This window comes from Virgibacillus sp. W0430 (genome assembly GCF_051846935.1).
In the GTDB taxonomy this organism is placed as follows: Bacteria; Bacillota; Bacilli; order Bacillales; family Amphibacillaceae; genus JBPYCR01.
Window position 1 is genome coordinate 35,004 of record NZ_JBPYCS010000008.1, and the last position, 19,345, is coordinate 54,348.

Here is a 19,345-nt window from a genome sequence, read left to right on the forward strand (position 1 = left end):
ATTTATCACTTCTGAATTTCAAATATATCCTCTATTTTCGCTAGCATGTATGTATGACTATCTTCTACACCTTTATTGTAAAAGGTTGGCGCTATTTCCTTCGTTATGAAGTCTAAGAACATCATCGCTTTCAAATTACCCATTTTTTCGCCATGCTCTTTTTCAAAATAATGCTGCATATGTTTAATCATTTCTTCCTGTTGCTCTTTTGATAATTCAAATGTTGCTTTCAATAAGGAGCTCTCCTTTATGTTGTAACGTACTTATTCATTTATAAATGTATTCGTTAGTGCGCCTAGCTTTTCAATTTCAATTGTTACCTCGTCACCTTGTTGCAAATATACTCTTTCTTCTTTCGGCTGTCCGATGATTACACCTTCTGGAGTACCTGTTAAAATTAAATCGCCTGGAAATAATGTCATATGCTTAGAAATATAGCTAACAATCGCCTCACAAGAGAATACCATATCAGCTGTATTTGAATGTTGTCGTACTTCTCCATTTACCGTAGTTTTTAACGTTAAATTATTTGGATCGCTTACTTCATCCTTCGTTACGATATAAGGACCAATAGGAGCAAAGCCATCACATGTTTTACCGAGCAACCATTGCGATGTCTTCTTTTGCAAATCACGGGCGGATACATCATTTGTCGTACAATAGCCGAACACATAATCTAACGCTTCCTTTTCCGAAACATTTTTAGCAGTTTGTCCAATTACAATACCTAGCTCTGCTTCATAATCCACACGATTCGTTACTTGCGGGATGAGAATTGCACGCCTGTGTCCTGTTAGTGCATTTGGAAATTTGTTAAATAAAACAGGTACTTCTGGATACGGTATTTTCACTTCATCTGCATGTTTTTTATAGTTTAGACCAACACATATGATTTTACCTGGCCTTGGTACGCATGGTTCCCAATCCACTTCTGATTCTTTAATTAAAAACTGCGACTGTTCATTTATAGTTAGCTTAGAAAGATAGCGACTCATGGCAGGCAATGCCTCGTTACTATGTTTAATAAAATTCATTACATTAGACGGAATATCATAGTCAGATGGATGTTGTTGTAATGCTGCTTCCACGTCAATGATCCCATCTTTCACCTTTATCCCAAAAGATTGCTTACCGTTTATTGAAAATGTTGCTAATTTCATTTACGTACCTCCTAACAATTAATGTGCTTGTATAAGTTTACCATAATTCAGAAGCTTGTTTAACATAGGTGCAAGTAATTGGATTGCACGTATTTGTTCGTTAAGATAACCATTTTCTTTAAATGTGTATGATTATATACTTTAGGTGAAAATAGATACATGAATACGTGAAGATTACATAATGTAACTAGAACCGACAATGCTATAAAAATGACCGTTTATTGTTTCACGTAGGAAACTCTTTTCTAATTTAAGGAAGATCATATTATAAAACATTACTTACTTCGTGTTTAACTAACGCAACTTTTTTGCGTTATAGGCAGTATGTTTGATGTAATGAATAACATTGCTCTAGACCCACCCAAATAGCAACTGGTAGGATAGAAGGACAAGACATGGTGGTGAAAATAAATGAGGGAAAATACAAAACCAATAATTACGGCAACATGGGTTGGAATTATCGTTAATGGTTTACTCGCAATATTAAAAGGTATTGGTGGCTTGCTATCAGGGAGCAGGGCGCTCATGGCAGATGCACTACATTCAGCCTCAGATATTGTAGGCTCAGTTGTTGTCTTATTCGCTGTCAAAATTGCTAATAAACCACCAGATGAAGAACATCCGTATGGACACGGAAAAGCAGAGAATATCGCTTCGATTATCGTCGCTTTATTACTAATCGTTGTCGGTATAGAAGTTAGCATTTCATCAATAAAAGTATTTTTTGGAGAAACACCAAATGCTCCCGGGATGCTTGCACTCGTAATAATTATAATTTCAATTTTAATTAAGGAAGCACTGTTTCAATACAAATACAGACTAGGAAAAAAGTATAAAAGTTCTGCTTTAATAAGCGAGGCATGGCATCACCGTTCTGATTCTTTATCTTCAATGGCGGCGCTGCTCGGAATTGGAAGTGCATTGTTAGGCGAAGCATATTCTATTAGCGCACTTGTATATGGCGATGCAGTAGCGGGTATTCTAGTTTCAATTATTGTTATAAAGGTAGGATATAGCTTGGCTAAAGAATCTTCCTTAATAATGATGGAAAAAGTGTTGGATAAAGAAGATACGCAAGTATATATTGAAACTGTTAAAAGTGTTAGCGGGGTTCTAAAAATAGATCAAATTCATGTCCGTACACATGGAAGCTATGTCGTTATTGATATAAAAGTAGGAGTCGATCGAAATATAACGGTCGAAAAAGGCCATGCTATTAGCAAACACGTTAAAACGAAACTAATGAACAAGCATCATGAAATTGAAGATGTACTTGTCCATATAAACCCGTACTAATTAACATTTCGTACGGGTTTTTATGGGTTTTTCGGTTGATCGACTAGAAATAAGGAACTGTCTCCAATTCATGCTATTTGAGGCTGGAGTCGCAGCCTTCCACTACCATTAACTGGGAGCTTTTAAAAAAACGGATAAATGAACGTATGTCCACTTATCCGTTTTTCATATATTAATCTTCCATACGTTTAAAATAATCCGTTACTGCACCTCTTGATGAGCACGATACGTTATGCGCATATTTACCAAGTACACCTTTTGTATAAAGTGGAGGTGCTTCCCAGCTCTTACGACGATTTTCTAATTCTTCCTCTGAAACATCCATCGTAATCGTTTGTTCCTCGGAATCAATCGTTACTTCGTCGCCTTCTTGTAGCAATGCAATCGGACCGCCGACTTGGGCTTCTGGTGCAATATGTCCGACAACAAGACCATGAGTTCCGCCTGAGAAACGGCCATCCGTCAATAATGCCACTTTTTCGCCTAGTCCTTTTCCAACAAGGATCGCAGAAATAGACAGCATTTCCGGCATACCTGGGCCGCCTTTTGGTCCAACATGGCGAATAACGAGAACATCGCCTTCATTAATTTCATTATTCATTACCGCTTCTGTCGCTTCCGCTTCTGTGTTATACACTCGAGCAGGACCAGTATGTCGCTTAACCTTTACACCAGATACTTTTGCTACTGCGCCTTTTGGTGCTAGATTTCCTTTTAAGACTATTAACGGGCCATCTTTTCGTTTCGGCTGATCAAGCGATGTAATTACTTTTTGACCTTCTTTTAGACTAGGAGCGTCTTTTAAGTTTTCTGCCAACGTTTTACCTGTTACAGTCAAACAGTCTCCATGCAGATACCCATTTTCATATAACAGCTTCATTACGGCTTGTACACCACCGACATTGTATAAATCTTCCATTACATACTGACCGCTCGGCTTTAAATCGGCAATGTGTGGCACTCGTTTTTGGATCCGATTGAAATCATCAATAGTTAAATCAACATCAATCGCGTGCGCAATGGATAGAAGGTGAAGAATCGCATTCGTCGACCCGCCAAGCGCCATTACGACTGTAATTGCATTTTCAAATGCCTCTTTTGTCATAATATCTTTTGGATAAATACCTTTTTCCAAAAGATTATATACAGCCTTTCCAGCTTCGGCACATTCTTCCATTTTTGCTTCAGAAGTTGCTGGCTTTGCAGCATTACCAGGCAAACTCATCCCCATTGCTTCAATAGCAGAAGCCATCGTATTTGCTGTATACATACCGCCACATGAACCAGCACCAGGGCATGCTTGACATTCGATACGACGTAATTGCTGATCGTCAATATCCCCTTTATTATGCTGGCCAACGCCTTCAAATACAGATACAAGATCGATATCTTTTTCATCGAGCTTTCCAGGTGAAATAGTTCCACCGTAAACAAATACAGATGGGACTTCAGCGTTCGAGATAGCGATCATACAACCTGGCATGTTCTTATCGCATCCACCGATTGTTACTAAAGCATCAAGACTTTCTGCACCAACAACTGTTTCGATAGAGTCAGCAATAACATCCCGGCTTGGAAGGGAATAACGCATCCCGTCCGTTCCCATCGATATACCGTCAGATACAGTAATCGTATTAAATATCATAGGTGCGCCGCCAGCTTCTCTCGCACCTTTTTTAGCGCTTTCTGCTAAATCCTTTATATGTATATTACATGGCGTTACCTCACTCCACGTACTGGCAACTCCAATCATTGGCTTTTTAAAATCCTCATCGGTAAAGCCAACAGCACGGAGCATCGCCCGGTTTGGTGACTTCATCGTACCGTCAAACACTTTACTATTAATCCGCAAATCTTTTGAATCTTTTGTCATTTAGCACCTCACCTTTCTTTCTTTAATTATATTGCTCCGCGTGTAAAAGTTCAATGATTTTCAGTCAGAGTCCTTGTTTATTATTTTTCTCTGTAAATTTCTTTCAACATAACATACGCAACGACCGTTTCTCAAAAAAACGTGCTTCATTTTCACTACCTGTTTTCAAAATCAAAATAGATAAAATGAACAACACAAAAAGCAAGCCTTGCCAGTATAGAATGAATTTGATATCTCCGCTTTTCAAGGCTATAACATAAAGCTTTACTACGTTTTAAAACAAATTCAATTCTCCTATGCGACGAGCGGCTTCTCGTAATCGTTCCTCCTCATCTAATAAACCAGCACGAACATAACCTTCCCCATACGTACCGAACCCATTCCCTGGAGCAACCGCAACGTGCGCTTTTTCCAAAAGAATATCGGTAAACTCCTCCGACGTATAACCCGATGGTACCGGTAGCCAAACAAAAAACGTACCTTTAGGCGCACTCACCTTCCAACCGATATCGTTTAAGCTCGCAACGAATGCATTACGACGTCTTTCATAAATTGCATTCAATTCGTGAACAGCTGTTTGATCTCCGAGTAATGCTGCTGCACCGGCTTCTTGTAACGCTCCAAACAAACTTACATACGTGTGGTCCTGCAGTAAATTAATACTACTTATAACGGATTGATTCCCTACTGCAAATCCAACACGCCACCCTGCCATATTATACGTTTTGGATAACGTATACATTTCAACGCCAATCTCTTTAGCGCCCTCAGATTGTAAAAAGCTTGGCGGCTTTATGCCGTCAAATCCGATCGCTCCATAAGCAAGATCATGCACAACACAAATGTTATTTTTCTTCGCTATTGCTACCGTATAATCAAAAAATGCTTTGTTAGCAGTTCCTGCTGTTGGATTACTCGGATAATTTAAGAACATGAGCTTCGCCTTATCTAGCATTTCAGTAGATAAGTTTTCATAATTTGGCAAGAAGTCATTCTCCTCTAAAAGTGGCATAAAGGAAGGTTCTGCTTGAGCGAGCGCGATGCCCGATAAATAATCAGGATAGCCTGGATCTGGAAGCAGTGCTACATCTCCAGGATTAAGTAGACATTGGCTAATTTCGACCACCCCTACTTTTGTACCACCTAACAGAGCAACCTCTTTGTCTGGATCAATGTGCACGTTGTATTCTCGTTTATAAAATTCTGCAATCGCTTCACGGAAATGGCGATGCCCGGCAAACGGAGAATATTTATGATTAGTAGGTCGCTCTACAGCTGTTTGCATTGCCTGAACAATGTGCTCAGGTGTTGGCATATCAGGATTTCCTTGTCCTAAATTTATAACGTCATACCCTTGCATTTGCAAAGACTGTACTTTACCGGCAAGCTTAGCAAAAAATTGTTCCGGTAATCTTTTTAATGTATTTGATTGTTCAAATATATGCACAACACCCACTCCTTTAAAAATTATAAACCTACTAAATCATAGCGAGATCCATTCAGCTTGTAAAGAAACAAACCATATACGATTGAGTCAAGTATTTGTGGGTGTTATTTTAAGAAGTTAAAAAACCTCTCTTTGTACTCGTTAATTTTAGTATTGCTTCCTACCGACCGCAGTAGATATACACTACGCTTTCCGAGGAGGCTGATGCCGTTTCCGCGGAAAGCATCCACCTGCAGTGAAAATCAACGGTGTTATTCATGTGTATATCGTTCGAAGTAAAATTGATCACATATTATCTAGTTAGATTCGTGCATCTGTTCCCCCACAACCATTTTACTCATACACCATATACGTTTACCTTTTTTACAGAAAGTATTAATTAAAGCTCGCATAATGAGATAGGATGAGGATAATCGAATTCATACAGCATTCAACCAAGAAACACAGGTTGCATAGCAACACCAACTCGTCTGTGTGGAATCCGGATCCACGCACACTCCTGCAGGAAAAGCAACAGCCGAAAATCCATTTTATAAGTTTTGGGAAAAATCGTTTAAAATTAGTTGAGGTGTTGCCTGCGGAAAGCGGAGTGGATCCGGATCGAACACAGCAGACACCAATTTTAAGTCGATTTTAACATTCTGTTCTTTTGTGTTTTTTAAAAATGGCAATTATGAAATTGACTAAAATAGGAATTATTATCACACTGAATTTAAATAATATGATATGTTATTGTAAGAAAGTATTTAAACAGATATATTTTAGCTTCTTTAGTACTGTGACTTTTAATTCAACTTTTAAAATACTATTTTGTTTTTAATGATAGGAGATATGGGGATGAAAAAACAACGTATACAGCAAGTATTAGCAACAGATAAGAAAGCCAAACCACAAACCGATCAATTGGAATTCGGCAGAGTATTTACAGACCATATGTTTATTATGGACTATTCTTCAGAATCTGGCTGGCACGATGCACGTATCGTTCCTTATGAGCCTTTGACGATTGATCCTGCTGCAATGATTTTCCACTACGGTCAATCTGTATTCGAAGGATTGAAAGCATATATTACTCCAACGGGAGAGGCTCAGCTTTTTCGTCCTGAAAAAAACATGGAGCGATTAAACCGTTCAAATGACCGTCTTTGTATTCCAAGGATTGATGAATCGTTTGCCATTGAAGCAATTAAGCAGCTTGTTTCAATTGACAAAGAGTGGATACCAACTTCCGAAGGTACTTCGCTTTATATTCGACCGTTTATTATTTCAACGGAGCCGTATTTAGGTGTAGCACCTTCAAATCATTATAAATTCATCGTCATTCTCTCTCCAGTAGGCGCTTATTACAAGGAAGGAATTAATCCGGTGAAAATCGCTGTTGAAAATAAATTTGTTCGAGCAGTAAAAGGTGGAACTGGCGAGGCAAAAACTGGTGGGAATTACGCAGCTGGTTTAATGGCACAAGAATTAGTTGCAAACAAAGGGTTTGCTCAAGTGTTGTGGCTTGATGGAGTAGAGAAAAAATACATTGAAGAAGTTGGTAGTATGAATGTGTTTTTCAAGATTAACGGTGAAGTCATTACCCCGGCGCTTAACGGAAGCATTTTAGAAGGTGTAACAAGAAACTCTGTTATCCAACTACTAAAGTCGTGGAATGTTCCTGTAACAGAAAGAAAAATATCTATGGAAGAAATCTATGACGCACATAAGCAAGGTAGCTTGGAAGAAGCATTCGGTTCCGGTACCGCAGCGGTCATTTCACCTATTGGCCAGTTGACTTGGGACGAACAAGACCTCGTTATTAATGAAGGTAAAACGGGGAAAACTGCGAAAAGAGTTTATGACACGTTAACAGCTATTCAATATGGTAAAGAAGAAGACCCTTTTAATTGGATTTCAAAGATTTAATGTACCAACTATAAAATGCAAACGAACCAATGATGACTGGCAGCATTGGTTCGTTTATCTATATATATAAAGGGGGGACACAAAATGGATGTTGAACAATTTCATTTCGGTGACTTAGCAATTCAATTATTTTTCTTTTTCTTAATTGCAATTATAGTTACTACACTTATCGTACTATTAATAAGCCTATTTAAGAGAAGTAAACAAAAATCACAACTCGATCGAATTGAAGAGAAAATTGATTTACTCCATAAACATGCCGACCGAGATCAGTCTGATAAATAGTTACTTTTTTCAAACGTATGTGCATCGGAATAGTAAACAAATGGATATTTTCATTCATTAACCAAACCGACCAGAAATGTAGTCTTCTGTTCTATTATCATTTGGATTTGTAAATATATGATCAGTGGCGTCATATTCAATGACTTCCCCTTCTAAGAAAAATGCTGTTTTATCAGAAATACGAGCGGCTTGTTGCATATTATGAGTAACCATAATGATCGAGTATTCCTTCTTCAACTTCTGTACAAGCTCTTCAACTTTCAAGGTAGACTTTGGATCTAATGCCGAAGTAGGCTCATCCATTAAAATAACATCTGGTTCAATTGCTAAACAACGGGCAATACACAAACGCTGTTGCTGTCCACCGGATAAACCATACGCATTTTCATGAAGACGGTCTTTTACCTCATCCCATATATAGGCACCTCTTAAGCTTTTTTCTACAATTTCATCTACTATTTTTTTATTGCGAATCCCATGTATTTTTGGCCCATAGGCAATATTTTCATAGATTGACTTTGGAAATGGGTTTGGCTTTTGAAAAACCATTCCAACTTGCGTTCTTAATTCTTCTACTCTAAAAGACCGATCAAGAATGTGTTGATCTCGATACATTATGTCTCCTGATAGCTTTACAATCGGAACGAGCTCAACCATTCGATTCAATGCTTTAATAAATGTTGATTTGCCACATCCAGATGGGCCGATGATTGCAGTAACTTCGTTTTGATAAAGGGATAGATTAATATCCTTTAGTGCATGTGTATCTCCATACCATAAGTTGAAATCTACCGTACGATAAACAACTTCATTGGCTAACCCAATATGATTTGTAGGTTTCGGTGTTAGCGTAAAGTCTACGTTCATCTTTTCTTTTACTAAAGTCATTATATTCACTCCTTAAAAGCCTGCTTAATAAACGTACAGTGCTCTTAATACCTTTTCTGAAACTTATTACGAATAAAAATAGCAGAAGCATTCAATAAAAAAAGAAGTAGTAATAAAACGATAATAGTTGCAGCTGCCAAGTTAACATATTCATCTACAAGCGCAGAATCTAACGTCCAATAATAGATTTGCATTGGTAATACTGTAAATTTATCTAAAATCCCACCTGGAAATGGAATTAGCAATGCAGGAATACCAATAACGACAAGTGGAGCCGTTTCTCCAATCGCTCGTGATAAAGATAAGATCGCTCCTGTCAAAATTCCTGGTAATGCTGCAGGCAGGATGACTTTTCGAATGGTTTGCCATTTTGTAGCCCCTAACCCATAAGAGGCTTCGCTTAAATGGAAAGGAACGGAACGTATTGCTTCTTGACTCGCAACGATTACAATTGGTAAGACGAGTAATGACATCGTTAGACCGCCTGCAAGTACAATGTTTCCAAAATCCATCGTTCTTACAAAGATTGTTAACCCTAAAATTCCATAAACGATAGACGGTACACCGGCTAAATTCGCTATATTCGTTTGAATAAACGATTGAATGATTCCTTTTTTTGCATACAGTTCTAAATAGATCGCAGTTCCTACACCTAGTACAAAGGTAACCGGGGTTACAACGACCATAAGCCAAGCTGTGCCAAGTATAGCACCCATAATTCCAGCACGATCAAACTGGGTTGATAGCTTTCCAGTTATAAAGTCAATATTTATCCAAGCTATTCCATCTACTAACACTCTTAAAATTAATGTAATAAGAACAATCAATCCAAATAATGAAGCAACTAAAAACAAATTTTTAAATAGACGATTTTGTATTAAACGAGCATTCATTCGTTGTTGTACCTGTGCTTTATCAATGTAGTTCATTTAATATTCCTCCCTGAATTTACGAGATACATAACGAGCAAGTAAATTCATTAGAAATGTAAAGACAAATAATGTCATTGCTACCGCATACAAGCTATAATAAATTGTCGAGCCTGCAGGCGCCTCTCCGCCAGATACTTCAACGATATAAGCAGTCATCGTTTGCATAGATTGTGTAACGTCAAATGTGAAATTTTTCGTACTGCCGCTCGCTATTGTAACAATCATTGTTTCGCCTATTGCCCGAGAGATTCCAAGTACAAACGATGCAATAATTCCTGATAAAGCTGCTGGAATAACGACACGCAATGTAACTTCTAATTTCGTAGCCCCTAAAGCTAATGCGCCTTCACGCATTGCATTTGGAACAGCGTTCATTGCGTCCTCTGATAAAGAAGCAATCATCGGAATAATCATAACACCCATTACGAGACCAGGACTTAATATATTCGTAGTTTCTAACCCGGGTACGATGTATTTTAATAATGGCGTTACAAATGTGAATGCAAAAAAACCGTAAACAATTGTCGGTATCCCTGCAAGCACCTCAAGCAATGGTTTAAACACCTTTTTCACTCTATCTGAAGCATATTCACTTAAATAAATAGCTGTCATAATTCCAATCGGCCCTGCTACGAGCATTGCAATTAAAGAAGAAATAATTGTCCCAGTAATTAATGGCAACACACCAAATTGAGGAGTTTGACTTAATGGCTTTAATGTCGTCCCAGTAAAAAATTGTACAAACGATACTTCTTTAAAAAATGCTATTGTTTCTGTCAACAACGTGTACAATATTCCAATGGTCGTCAGTATGGATACCGCCGCAATTAAAAAGAGGAAACTAGGAATTGTCTTTTCAACCAGCGCCGTAATGCTTTTCGACTTCCTTTTGTTTTCAATTAATCTTCTAGTATTAACAGCTTGATCAACTTTGTAAGTACGATTCACCGCCATAATCTATATCTCTATCCTTTCAAGGCTTATAAGTCGCAATAAGATGAGAGTATCCGTTTCTCTCATCTCATTGCTCTATATGCTCGAATCATATGCAATTGTTATCTTTTATTTAAGCCCTTCTAAATCTGTAATAAGCTGCTGAGCCTCTTCATCTGGAATTGGTGCAAATCCTACTTCGCCAGCAAACGTGTTTACATTGTTCATAACATATAGTGCATAGTCTAATACTTGATCTTTTTCTTTTGCATTATTCACGTTTAAGTAAGTGAAAACCGGACGCGTGAAGTCTGCATACTCTCCATCTTCAGCAATCGTATCAAGAGATGGTTCAACCGGACCGTTGCCAAAATCAACATGAACTGCTTGCAGGCTATCCTGATTGTTTACATAGTATCCGAAACCAAAGAATGCAATCCCATTTACATCTTCTGACACAAGCTTTACTAATGTTGGATATTCCTGTTGTAAATTCACACCATCAACTAAGTCCTTTTCATCAAGCACGCTCTCGTAGAAAAATTCGTACGTTCCGTGGTTTTCGTTCGGTCCCATCGCATTAATTGCTTCATCTGGCCATTCTGGATTAATGTCCGACCACTTCGTAACACCACTTTCTGCTAAAAAGATACTTTTTAATTCATCGGCCGTCATTTCAGTAGCCCAGTCGTTCTCCTTATTTATAACAAATGTTAATCCGTCTAAAGCAACTTTCAGTTCTTTTGCTTCAATTCCAAGCTCATCTGCTTTCGCTTGTTCTTCGTCTTTAATTTTTCGTGATGCATCGTTAAAATCTGTACCATTTTCTGCTAAAAACTTTTCAAATCCTGCACTTGTACCCGCTCTGCTTACTTCAACCGAAACATTTTCTTGTTCTGTTATCATATATTCTTCAGCCAATCGCGCCATAAGAGGATAAACTGTACCTGAACCGTCAATAACGACACTGCCTTCTAATTCCTCTGAATCCCGATCGCCTTCTTCTTCCGTTTCTTTCGCTTCATCTGTTTCTGCTTCTTCAGAAACGTCTGATCCCTCTTCTTCTGCGTCTGCTCCACAAGCTGCCATAACTGCTACGAATGCTGCTAATATTAGGAACATGAAATACTTTTTAAAAGACATAATAATTGTCCTCCCTCATTTTCTCTAGATTAATAGAGTAGGTTTTCCCTCTCACAATTCTTAGTATAGGAGGAGAATATTACGTGTATATGTAGTGAGTGTAAACGTTTTGTAAAGAACACTATATTTAAGGTTTCGTGAACAGTAGTTGACAAAGTATATGACATTAGTGAAGAAAATTCACTAACGTCATTTTGATTTCATAATAGAAAACAAGAAAATTACTTGTAAATTAAAATTCGTTGAAAACCATACATAGGAGGAAATCACTTGTCTATTTCGAAACTTACTTAATATTCAAGGATCCAGCATTATCTTTGAAGGAAGTTGTGTAAATGATGGAATGCACAAAGAAAAGGCCTGTAAAATGGCGATGGAAAATTAATCTATAACCCTACATATTGCAAAACACGAATTATAAGAATCGAATCATGCTTGATTTCAAACGAAAACCTGTAGAAACAAAATACAATACAAAAGAAACACACTCCAATGCAAATTAAACAGCATTGAAGTGTGTACAATAATGGCATTAGCCCTCTTTAAGCTGACGAACTCCTGCGGAAATAGCAAGCTTTCGAAGATCACTGTAGCGTCTCGGATAGAGGAACTACAGAAGCAGAGGCAGTAACCGCGAAAATCCTGTCGGCTGTAGTGCAAGTCAGCGACATCAGAGCGCAAGCCTTCATGTTTTCGTTCTACATAATTATTAAGTATTCCTCGACTTAAAATACATCACCAACGGCATTCGACAAAGAACCCTTTATTTACAGACTACTAGTTCTGACGGCACTCAAACTAAAAATACGATTATCATTATTCACGAAAGAAGTGTACGCCTGTAATTATTCAGACGACTATTATGCAACATTACATACCCTTATAAGAGCGAGGCTAATATTGCTTTTTGTGCGTGAAGTCTATTTTCCGCTTGATCAAAAACAACCGAATGATCACCGTCTATAATCGAGGAAGCCACTTCTTCTTCTCTATGAGCAGGGAGACAATGTAAAAATACATAATCATCCTTTGCTCCTGTTACGAGTGCATCGTTCACTTGATACTTCATAAAACCTTTTTTACGTTCCTCTAAATCCCCATTCCAGCCCATGCTTGCCCATACATCCGTATAAATGATATCGGCATTTGCCACTGCTTCAACTGGGTCATTCGTTTGCTCGACTTTAGCCCCTGATACGGCTGCTTTCTCCAATACTTGTGAAAAAATCTCTTGCTTCACTTGACTATTGTCTGGCGAAGCAATCGTACAGTCAATCCCCATTATTGCACAGCCCATTAGTAAAGATTGCGCCATATTGTTACCGTCACCGACAAACGCTAGCTTCAAGTCATCAAACGATTCTTTCTTTTCATAAATAGTTACTAAATCAGCTAATACTTGACAAGGGTGAAAATCATCCGTTAATCCGTTTATGATCGGTATAGAAGCATTTACTGCGAGCTCCTCTACAATAGCATGCTCATACGTTCGAATCATAATTCCGTCTACATAACGAGACAACACTTTAGCAGTATCGGCAATCGTTTCACCATTACCAATTTGCAGATCATTTTTATTTAAAAATAATGCTTGCCCGCCAAGCTGATACATCCCGGTTTCAAACGAAACTCGTGTTCTCGTTGATGACTTTTCAAAAATCATCGCCAACGTTTTCCCTTTTAATAATGGATGAGGTTCGCCCATTTTCTGCATGTTCTTTAATTGTATCGTATAGCGAATCAAATCCATTAATTCTGCTTTTGTAAAGTCAGCAAGCTTAAGAAAATGCTTTCCTTCTAATTTACTTCTCATATGTTGTACCACTACGGGATTAATCATGACACCTTCACTTCCTTATCTCATTATTAAAGTTTAAATTTCTTAATGCCTAATTCCAGAGACTCGTTCACAATACAAATTACACATCATCACTTAACACATCTGCCAAAATAGTTACGGCTTGATCAATCTCATCTTTCGTAACCGTCAAAGGTGGCAGCAACCGGATTACATTTGGACCAGCACTTAATACGATTAAACCATTTTCTAACAGTTTCGGTATGATTCCGGTAACATCACTCTTACAATGTATACCGATCATCATTCCTTTTCCTTTAAAGGAAGCTATTAAACGATTCGTACCTACTTTTTCCGTTAACTGTTCCATAAGGTATGTCGCTTTTTCATTCACTTCTTGTAAAAAGGTTGGTTGTATCACCGTTTGCATTACTGTTTTCGCCGCAGCCATTGCAAGTGGATTTCCTCCGAATGTCGAACCATGGGACCCAGGACCAAAATGTTCTTCAAGAGGCGATTTAGCTATTATTGCCCCTACAGGCATACCATTTCCAAGCCCTTTTGCAATCGTAATAATGTCTGGTTCAATTGAATAATGCGCATAGGCAAAAACCTTTCCTGTCCGACCAATACCCGTTTGGATTTCATCGACAATCAGTAATACATTCTGTTCGTTACATAATTGTGCTACCCCTTGAAGGAAATTAACCTCTCCGGGATGAACACCACCTTCTCCCTGAATTACTTCGAGCATAACCGCCGCTGTTTGGGAATCAAGTGCTTTTTCAACGGCTGACATATCGTTGTACGGAACATATTCAAACCCATCCAGCATAGGACCGAAGCCTTCTTGAATCTTTGTTTGACCCGTAGCTGCCATTGTTGCAAAGGTTCTTCCATGAAAAGACTGTTGAAACGTTACAATCTTTTTCTTACCAGTTGCTTTTCGTGCGAGCTTGATTGCTGCCTCATTTGCTTCGGCACCACTATTACAAAAGAACACTCGATCACCACTACTGCTTTCTACGAGCAGCTGAGCTACCTCTTCTTGGATCGGCTGTTCATATAAATTTGAAACATGCCAGTATTCATTCAGTTGCTTTTCAATTGCCTGTTGTACGTCTGAATGACGATGGCCTAGGTTACATACACCGATACCCGATCCAAAATCAAGATACGATTTTCCACGAGTATCCTGAATTACACACCCTTTAGCCCGTGCAACAGATAAATTCAATCGTTTGTATGTCGGAAGTAAATAGGTCATTGTACTACCTCCGCAGTTTTTTTAATAACCGTTCCTACAAGCCTTCTATCAGACTGAAGAGCAGATTGCTTTCCATCGACAATCATTACTTCATTCACGGCACCTGTTAAACTATCGAGCGCAGCAGTAACTTTAGGAACCATGCCTCCGTATATTGTGTCGTCGGCAATCATGTCTCTTATCGTTTCTTCAGTAACTGTGGCAAGCAGTTTACCGTTCTTCATTACTCCTGGCACATCTGTTACAAAGATAAGTTGTTTCGCATTTAAAGCCTTAGCGACTGCACCAGCAGCAGTATCTGCATTAACGTTGTATCTTTTTCCATCTTGCCCTAGAGCAATTGGTGCCAGGACTGGTACGATATCTTGATCTAATAAGTTCTTCAAATACAGATCATTTACTTGCTCAATCTCCCCGACGTAACCAAATTGGGCGAAATCAATCGGCTTTGCTGAAAATAAATTGGCATCCGAACCCGACAGCCCAATCGCTTGCATACCCGCAGCATTCAAGCTTCTTGTCAAACGTTTATTTACATTCCCGCATAGTACCATTTCAACGACATTCATAATATCTTCCGTTGTTTTACGCAAGCCATTCACGAATTCAAACGAAATATTAAGCTTTGTCAGCATTTCCTTAATTTCTGGGCCACCACCATGCACGATAACCGGTTTTAACCCTGTTTCTTGTAGCAGCTGAATATTCGTAAAAAAATCTTCCGATAATTGATCAATTGTACTGCCACCACATTTTAAAACAATTACATCTTGCACGTTGACATCCTCCTTACGTGCGATAGCTTGCATTGATTTTTACGTAATCATACGTAAGATCACATCCCCAAGCTTTCCCTTTTCCATCACCGACGTTTAAATCTACCGTTATTTTTACTTCTTCATTTTCTAAATATGCTGAAGCCTCATCTTCAGAATATGTTGTTGGCTGACTATCTTTTAGAAGTGGGATCGTACCGATCGACATATCAATGGTATCCGGGTTTACGACTGCACCACTATATCCTACCGCAGCAATTATTCGACCCCAGTTTGCGTCCGAACCGTATACGGCTGTTTTTACTAAGGAAGAACTAACAATCGACTTTCCTACTTGAATTGCTTCTGTATCATTTTTGGCTCCGTATACTTCCGCCTCAATGAGTTTTGTTGCACCTTCCCCATCTCGCGCAATCATTTTCGCCAAATCTTCACATGTTTTTTCTAACAGAGCAACAAATTGGCTCCAATCCTCATGCTCAGGGGTTAACGTTTTGTTCCCCGCTTTTTCACTTGCCATTACAATTACCATATCGTTTGTAGAAGTATCTCCGTCAACCGTAATACAATTAAACGTTTTATTCGTTGCTTCTTTCAATGCACGATCAATCATATTAGATTCGATAACAGCATCGGTCGTTAAAAATGCAAGCATCGTTCCCATATTTGGCTCAATCATGCCTGAGCCTTTTGCAGCCCCTGCCATTGTCACCGTTTTTCCATCAATTGTCGCTTGATAACAAGCCGACTTATTAAACTTATCCGTTGTCAAAAGTGATTGGCCAAATTGTGCAGCGCTATCTTCTGTTGTCGCTAGTTTAAGATTTTTTATATTAGGGATAATTTTATCCATTGGCATTTCTAACCCAATAATACCTGTAGATGCCACAGCGACGTAATGCTCTGGGAGTGAAAATTGCTCCGCAGTCACTTGACGCATCGTATACGCGTCCTTTTTCCCTTGCTCGCCTGTACAAGCATTTGCATTGCCACTATTAATAATAACAGCCTGCAGCTTTCCTTCTTTTGCAAGACTTTCTTTCGTTACATACAGAGGAGCTGCTTTAACCTCATTTAATGTATATACAGCTGCTGCATTCGCAGGTTCATTGCAATAAAGAATACCTAAATCATTTCTCTTTCGTTTTACTCCAGTATGCATGCCAGCCACTTGAAATCCTGCTGGAGTTGTAATTGTACCTCTTTCTATTTTCTGAATACTTTTTTGACTCGTGAGCATTTTCAATCTCCTTTCTTCTTTATCGATATTTTAATTTTTACGTTGTACATAATTTGTTTACTTCCGCATTTGATATCTTCTCACCTAAGGGGGAAGAAACTTATGGGAATACCGGCATAAAGTCTAGCCCCGTTCTTTCATCAAGCTGGAGCATTTTGTTCATATTTTGAACCGCTTGCCCAGATGCGCCTTTGATTAAGTTATCAATGACGGAAACAACCATAATCCGATTCGTTCTTTCATCATATGTTAAAGAGATATCGCAAAAATTCGAACCATACACTTCTTTCGTGCTTGGGTATGTGCCCTTCTTTCTAATTCGTACAAAGTAGTCATTTGCATAGCATTCGTTGAACAAATCAAATAACTGCTCTGTAGTTGTCGGTTCTTTTGCAGTTGCATACATTGTCGCCATAATTCCTCGAGTCATCGGCACGAGATGCGTCGAAAATGTAACTGCACCTGATTTTTCATTCCAACGATACAACATTTGCTCAATTTCCGGTGTATGCTGATGTGCATTTACTTTATAAATTTTAAGGTTTTCATTCGTTTCGGAATAGTGTGTTGCTCCAGAAACACCGCGCCCTGCTCCGCTCACTCCTGTTTTTGCATCAATAATAATTGAGCTTTCATCAATCAGTTTATTTTTTATTAAAGGCGCTATCCCTAACAATGTAGCTGTGGGGTAACATCCAGGGTTTGCTATTAAACTCGCATTTGCTACATCCGCATCCAGCCACTCCGTTAATCCATATACCGCCTGATTTAACAACGATTCCTCAGCAGCTTCCATACCGTACCATTTTTCATACGTAGTCTGATTTGTAAGTCGGAAGTCTCCTGACAGATCAATTACTTTTACGTTCTGCTCCATAAATACCGGAGCTAGTTTTGTAGACACCCCGGAGGGAGTCGCCGTAAAAACGAGATCTACTTCACTTGCTAATTTTTCCGCATTAACGGAATCAAGCTGTAAATCGACTACTTTTTGCATATGAGGATAACTTGCTTCAATTGATTTACCCTGCAAACGAGTAGAATGAATGGAATGAATGGAAACGTGCGGATGTTTGTGCAAAATACGAATCAATTCTGCACCACCATAGCCAGTCGCTCCTATTATTGCTACTTTCATAGTTCATTCACTCCTTTTTAGAAAACAACGTATTCACCATCTTATACGAGAATAGCATAAGAAAATAGCTCCTTCGCTGTCTAATAAAACCTATTATATACTGTATAAAAATAAAATCAATAGTATATTTATAAATTTTTAAATTATTTTTTACACTAATTAACGTTGATAAATCGACATTTACGCCTGTATCCTGTATACAGGAGATATGCATGAACGATGTATAATTATGTAAATAACATTGAATCACACCTTAAAACCGCTGAACATAAAAGGATTTGTTTGCTACAATAATGAAAAGAATTATACAAAGGAGCACGGAAAAGATGGCAGACATGAATGTATTTAAAAGAATTGCAAGTTATCGAGATAAAATGAGTAAATCTCAACAAAAAATTGCAAACTATATTATCGAAAATCCAAATTCCGTTCCGTTTTTAACCGGAAGCAAGCTTGCAAAGGTAACGAATGTAAGTGAGGCGACCATCGTACGTTTCGCAGTATTTTTAGGGTATTCCGGTTATAACGAGCTGCAGCAACAATTAGTCGCCTCAGCCGAGAAGCAATTAAATACAGTAGAGCGTTTGCAAATGTCTCGGACCGTTTATAATGAAACAGAAAAAGCGATTTACGATATTTTTAACGATGATATTAAAAACATAAAATCCACAATGGAAGGATTAAATATTGAAGACGTTGAACGGACAGCTAATTATATATTGCAAGCAAATAAAATTTATATCGTTGCCAACCGTAGCGCAGTCGCTCTCGGATCATTCCTACAATATTACTTAGATATTATTTTTGGAAAAAGCGAATTACTCCAAACTACGACAACTGCATTCGATCGAATTCATAACGTAAATGAACAGGATGTCGTAATTGCAGTAAGTTTTGCCCGTTATACGAAAAGTACGCTTGACGTTGTTTCCTATGCGCACAAACAACAGGCAAAAATTATCGCTTTAACCGATTACTTTTCATCTCCAATCACAGCATTTGCTGATGTTTCTTTATTTGCAACGAGTAAAATGCCTGCATTTCTTGATTCATTTGTTGCCCCGCTAAGTTTAATAAATACACTAATTACTTATATAGGAAATCAAGATGGGATTCACATAGATAAGCGACTTGAATCACTTGAACAATTATGGGATACGTATGAAGTGTTTTATGAAGAAAAGTAATTGCAAGCAAACTCAAACCTTACTTATGAAATTAAATTTTCATAAGTAAAATAATAACGAAATATACATTGCAT

17 protein-coding genes are annotated in these 19,345 nt (G+C 38.2%); 4 read left to right on the forward strand and 13 right to left on the reverse strand.

Annotated elements, in window-relative coordinates; genetic code table 11:
• Positions 1-5: 5 nt before the first annotated feature.
• A complete protein-coding gene (locus tag ACLIBH_RS06240) occupies positions 6-233 on the reverse strand; it encodes a DUF2164 domain-containing protein (protein WP_439315842.1) in 228 nt (75 codons plus the stop codon).
• A 30-nt stretch (positions 234-263) separates the two neighbouring features.
• Positions 264-1,160, reverse strand: a complete 897-nt coding sequence (locus ACLIBH_RS06245; protein ID WP_439315843.1) for a fumarylacetoacetate hydrolase family protein — start codon at positions 1,158-1,160, stop codon at positions 264-266.
• Between the two features lie 411 nt (positions 1,161-1,571).
• On the opposite strand from ACLIBH_RS06245, the gene ACLIBH_RS06250 reads away from it, so the two are divergent.
• On the forward strand, positions 1,572-2,456 hold the full coding sequence (locus tag ACLIBH_RS06250; protein WP_439315844.1) for a cation diffusion facilitator family transporter: 885 nt from the start codon (positions 1,572-1,574) through the stop codon (positions 2,454-2,456).
• A gap of 172 nt (positions 2,457-2,628) precedes the next feature.
• Here ACLIBH_RS06250 and ilvD read toward each other — a convergent pair whose 3' ends face one another.
• The gene (gene ilvD / locus ACLIBH_RS06255; protein WP_439315845.1) at positions 2,629-4,329 is read right to left on the reverse strand and encodes a dihydroxy-acid dehydratase; all 1,701 of its coding nucleotides are present in this window, start codon (positions 4,327-4,329) and stop codon (positions 2,629-2,631) included.
• A gap of 274 nt (positions 4,330-4,603) precedes the next feature.
• Positions 4,604-5,776: a pyridoxal phosphate-dependent aminotransferase gene (locus ACLIBH_RS06260; protein ID WP_439315846.1), complete on the reverse strand. Its 1,173-nt coding sequence runs from the start codon at positions 5,774-5,776 to the stop codon at positions 4,604-4,606.
• A gap of 837 nt (positions 5,777-6,613) precedes the next feature.
• On the opposite strand from ACLIBH_RS06260, the gene ACLIBH_RS06265 reads away from it, so the two are divergent.
• Positions 6,614-7,684, forward strand: coding sequence for a branched-chain amino acid aminotransferase (locus tag ACLIBH_RS06265; RefSeq protein ID WP_439315847.1), 1,071 nt, complete (start codon positions 6,614-6,616; stop codon positions 7,682-7,684).
• Between the two features lie 84 nt (positions 7,685-7,768).
• Positions 7,769-7,969 carry a DUF4083 domain-containing protein gene (locus tag ACLIBH_RS06270; protein WP_439315848.1) on the forward strand — a complete coding sequence of 67 codons (201 nt, stop codon included), beginning with the start codon at positions 7,769-7,771 and terminating at the stop codon, positions 7,967-7,969.
• A 57-nt stretch (positions 7,970-8,026) separates the two neighbouring features.
• On the opposite strand, the gene pstB is transcribed toward ACLIBH_RS06270, so the two are convergent.
• The 9 genes from pstB to argC form a co-directional block, all read right to left on the reverse strand.
• Complete coding sequence (gene pstB / locus ACLIBH_RS06275; protein WP_439315900.1) at positions 8,027-8,836, reverse strand: phosphate ABC transporter ATP-binding protein PstB; 810 nt, start codon at positions 8,834-8,836, stop codon at positions 8,027-8,029.
• Positions 8,837-8,901: 65 nt separating this feature from the next.
• Complete coding sequence (gene pstA / locus ACLIBH_RS06280) at positions 8,902-9,786, reverse strand: phosphate ABC transporter permease PstA (protein ID WP_439315849.1); 885 nt, start codon at positions 9,784-9,786, stop codon at positions 8,902-8,904.
• Entirely contained in the window at positions 9,787-10,743 is a 957-nt protein-coding gene (gene pstC / locus ACLIBH_RS06285) for a phosphate ABC transporter permease subunit PstC (RefSeq protein ID WP_439315850.1), read from the reverse strand.
• Positions 10,744-10,851: 108 nt separating this feature from the next.
• On the reverse strand, positions 10,852-11,865 hold the full coding sequence (locus ACLIBH_RS06290) for a PstS family phosphate ABC transporter substrate-binding protein (protein WP_439315851.1): 1,014 nt from the start codon (positions 11,863-11,865) through the stop codon (positions 10,852-10,854).
• An 880-nt stretch (positions 11,866-12,745) separates the two neighbouring features.
• Entirely contained in the window at positions 12,746-13,705 is a 960-nt protein-coding gene (gene argF, locus ACLIBH_RS06295; protein ID WP_439315852.1) for an ornithine carbamoyltransferase, read from the reverse strand.
• A 79-nt stretch (positions 13,706-13,784) separates the two neighbouring features.
• Positions 13,785-14,930 carry an acetylornithine transaminase gene (locus ACLIBH_RS06300; protein WP_439315853.1) on the reverse strand — a complete coding sequence of 382 codons (1,146 nt, stop codon included), beginning with the start codon at positions 14,928-14,930 and terminating at the stop codon, positions 13,785-13,787.
• On the reverse strand, positions 14,927-15,706 hold the full coding sequence (gene argB / locus ACLIBH_RS06305) for an acetylglutamate kinase (protein ID WP_439315854.1): 780 nt from the start codon (positions 15,704-15,706) through the stop codon (positions 14,927-14,929). The genes ACLIBH_RS06300 and argB overlap by 4 nt, the downstream gene beginning before the upstream one ends.
• Positions 15,707-15,719: 13 nt before the next feature.
• Positions 15,720-16,946 (reverse strand): bifunctional glutamate N-acetyltransferase/amino-acid acetyltransferase ArgJ, encoded by a 1,227-nt coding sequence (argJ, locus tag ACLIBH_RS06310; RefSeq protein WP_439315855.1) that lies wholly within the window; start codon positions 16,944-16,946, stop codon positions 15,720-15,722.
• A 100-nt stretch (positions 16,947-17,046) separates the two neighbouring features.
• A complete protein-coding gene (gene argC, locus ACLIBH_RS06315) occupies positions 17,047-18,084 on the reverse strand; it encodes an N-acetyl-gamma-glutamyl-phosphate reductase (protein WP_439315856.1) in 1,038 nt (345 codons plus the stop codon).
• Positions 18,085-18,410: 326 nt separating this feature from the next.
• Between argC and ACLIBH_RS06320 the strand changes: the two genes are divergently transcribed.
• Positions 18,411-19,271, forward strand: coding sequence for a MurR/RpiR family transcriptional regulator (locus tag ACLIBH_RS06320; protein WP_439315857.1), 861 nt, complete (start codon positions 18,411-18,413; stop codon positions 19,269-19,271).
• Positions 19,272-19,345 lie beyond the last annotated feature (74 nt).

Coding starts and splice junctions, on each gene's coding strand:
- ACLIBH_RS06245 (WP_439315843.1), bottom strand. CDS start 1,160: ATGAAATTAGCAACATTTTCAATAAACGGTAAGCAATCTTTTGGGATA.
- ACLIBH_RS06250 (WP_439315844.1), top strand. CDS start 1,572: ATGAGGGAAAATACAAAACCAATAATTACGGCAACATGGGTTGGAATT.
- ilvD (WP_439315845.1), bottom strand. CDS start 4,329: ATGACAAAAGATTCAAAAGATTTGCGGATTAATAGTAAAGTGTTTGAC.
- ACLIBH_RS06265 (WP_439315847.1), top strand. CDS start 6,614: ATGAAAAAACAACGTATACAGCAAGTATTAGCAACAGATAAGAAAGCC.
- ACLIBH_RS06270 (WP_439315848.1), top strand. CDS start 7,769: ATGGATGTTGAACAATTTCATTTCGGTGACTTAGCAATTCAATTATTT.
- pstB (WP_439315900.1), bottom strand. CDS start 8,836: ATGAACGTAGACTTTACGCTAACACCGAAACCTACAAATCATATTGGG.
- pstA (WP_439315849.1), bottom strand. CDS start 9,786: ATGAACTACATTGATAAAGCACAGGTACAACAACGAATGAATGCTCGT.
- pstC (WP_439315850.1), bottom strand. CDS start 10,743: ATGGCGGTGAATCGTACTTACAAAGTTGATCAAGCTGTTAATACTAGA.
- ACLIBH_RS06290 (WP_439315851.1), bottom strand. CDS start 11,865: ATGTCTTTTAAAAAGTATTTCATGTTCCTAATATTAGCAGCATTCGTA.
- argF (WP_439315852.1), bottom strand. CDS start 13,705: ATGATTAATCCCGTAGTGGTACAACATATGAGAAGTAAATTAGAAGGA.
- ACLIBH_RS06300 (WP_439315853.1), bottom strand. CDS start 14,930: ATGACCTATTTACTTCCGACATACAAACGATTGAATTTATCTGTTGCA.
- argJ (WP_439315855.1), bottom strand. CDS start 16,946: ATGCTCACGAGTCAAAAAAGTATTCAGAAAATAGAAAGAGGTACAATT.
- argC (WP_439315856.1), bottom strand. CDS start 18,084: ATGAAAGTAGCAATAATAGGAGCGACTGGCTATGGTGGTGCAGAATTG.
- ACLIBH_RS06320 (WP_439315857.1), top strand. CDS start 18,411: ATGGCAGACATGAATGTATTTAAAAGAATTGCAAGTTATCGAGATAAA.